Below are 2,169 nucleotides of genomic sequence, written 5' to 3'. Positions count from 1 at the left end.
GGGATCGATGCCCAGATATTTGAAGGCGTTCGGGAGGATGTCGCTCGGGGAATCGAGGACATAGACGCCGCAATCCTTCAGCTTGGCCAGCTTTTCCGGGTTGAAGAATACGTCCCAGCTATCGATCTTGTCGGTGCCGAGCGCTTCCTGCACTTTCTTGACGTTATACCCGAGGCCGACCGTGCCCCACATGTAGTTGATCGAATATTCGTTGCCGGGATCGTACTTGGCTGTGCGCTCCGAAACGATGTCCCACATGTTGGAAATGTTGGGCAGCTTCGACTTGTCGAGCTTCTGGAACACACCTGCCTGGATCTGGCGTGCGAGGAAATTGGCGGTCGGCACGACGACATCGTAGCCGCTGCCGCCGGCAAGCAGTTTCGTCTCCAGGAGTTCGTTGGAATCGAAGGTGTCATAGGTGACCTTGATGCCCGTTTCCTTGGTGAAATCCTCGATGATCGAGCTGTCGATGTAATCCGACCAATTATAGACATTGACGACGCGGTCCTGGGCATGAGCGCCGAGGGTGAAAAGCGTCAGAAATGCCGAGGTCGCCGAAAGCCAGAATGCTTTGCGGGTCATGCGTCTCTCCTTTGATGAGTGTTCCATCGCCAACTCGTCGCGGGGCTGCGCGGCTGGGCGTTTGCTTCAGATTATTGAGCTTTCCGACAAGCGACAAGCGCGAACCGCCAACCCAATCGTGGTTCGATGCGCAGCGGCCAAGCCCCCCGTTCCTATGTCGTGATCCAGGTGGCATTCCGGCGCCGTCAAAGGCTCTCGCCACGGCGCGGGCAGGGATACGACGATGTTGTCCGGTCTCGGTCGGGCCGGAGGGGAGACTTGGCAAGATGAGCCTGTCTTGTTGTTGCCGTATTGGCAGCCTGCCCGCGCGGCTGCGCCATTGTCAATGGCTCATCTCGCTTTGGCGCGTGCGCTGCATCAATTAGGCGACGGCATGCCGGTGACACCCGGCCGCACGGGCCGCGCCTGACGCTTGAATTCGAGCCCGATATGGACGAGCAGCGCCGTGACCACGACCGTGCCGCCAAGGATGGTGCGTCCCGACGGCACCTCGGAATGGATGAGCCAGACCCAGATCGGGCCGAGGATCGGCTCGAAAGTGCCGAGCAGTGCAGCGACCGCCGCCGGAACAAGCCGGGCGCCGGTGGCGAAGAAGGCAAGGCCGAGACCTAGATTGACCACACCGAATGCAAAGAGGAAGCCCATGTCGCTGCTGGATACGCCGAATTGCGATGCCTGGGATGCCGCGAATGCGGCGGCAAGCATCGTGCCGAGGCAGGTCGCCGGCGTCATGCGCACATGGGCAAAGCGCCGCGTGATGACGGTGGCGATCGAAAACATCACAGCGATGAGCAGCGCCAAGCCGTCGCCGATGGGCGAAACAGCGCCATCGAGCGATTCCGATACCATGATGGCAACGCCGGCAATAACGGCTGCAATCGCCACCCAGGTTGCCAAGGCCACCCGTTCGCGAAACAGCACCCAGGCAAACAGCGCCGCCAAGAGCGGCACGCCGGCCTGCATCAAAAGGATGTTGGCGACAGTGGTATAGGCAAGCGCCACTACGAAAGAGGTCGATGCGGTGGCGAAGCAGAACGCCACGGCAAGGCCGGGCAGGCCCATGCCGCGGAACAACCTCACCGTGCCGTGCCAGCCGTCGCGCCAGACCATGAAGCAGATCAGGAAGGCGGCGGCCCAGACCGAGCGCCAGAACACCACCGTCCAGCTGTCGCCGGCGTCGATGAAGCGGGCGATGGCGCCGCCGAAACTCCACATCAGCGCCGACAGGAATATCAACAGGAAGCCGATACGCTCCTCACGCGGCGAGACGGCAGGCGAAACGGCGATCGGTGATGATGCGGTGTCGGTCATGGGCGCGACTGTCGACGATTTCGGGGCGGCACGATGCGCAACGGACGCCAAGAACGTGCCTCATTGGCGTAACGCAAAGACGATTGCCAGGCGTGATCCAGCGGACGACGGCGGTTGTGGCAAGGACGGCAGGTCGCCTGCCAAGGCCTCACTGAAAATCGAAGGCGCTTAGTCCGGTCACCATCTCGTCGAGACCGAGCGGGCGCGTCACCGGCGGCTCGGCGCGGGCCAGGCAGCCGATGCGTTCGCACAGCCGGCAGGCGGGGCCTATCGGCG

3 protein-coding genes are annotated in these 2,169 nt (G+C 62.3%); all 3 read right to left on the bottom strand.

Annotated elements, in window-relative coordinates:
* On the bottom strand, positions 1-582 hold a 582-nt coding region (locus tag EOA86_RS31845; protein WP_128345231.1), incomplete at its 3' end, for an extracellular solute-binding protein.
* Positions 583-939: 357 nt separating this feature from the next.
* Positions 940-1,893: a DMT family transporter gene (locus EOA86_RS31840; protein WP_065010775.1), complete on the bottom strand. Its 954-nt coding sequence runs from the start codon at positions 1,891-1,893 to the stop codon at positions 940-942.
* A 148-nt stretch (positions 1,894-2,041) separates the two neighbouring features.
* Positions 2,042-2,169, bottom strand: a 128-nt coding sequence (locus EOA86_RS31835; protein ID WP_164892192.1) for a short-chain fatty acyl-CoA regulator family protein, incomplete at its 5' end; no start/stop codon positions are given.

The organism is Mesorhizobium sp. M5C.F.Ca.IN.020.32.2.1, assembly GCF_004023105.1.
GTDB lineage: Bacteria > Pseudomonadota > Alphaproteobacteria > Rhizobiales > Rhizobiaceae > Mesorhizobium > Mesorhizobium wenxiniae.
This window is presented reverse-complemented; position numbering and strand designations above follow the sequence as displayed.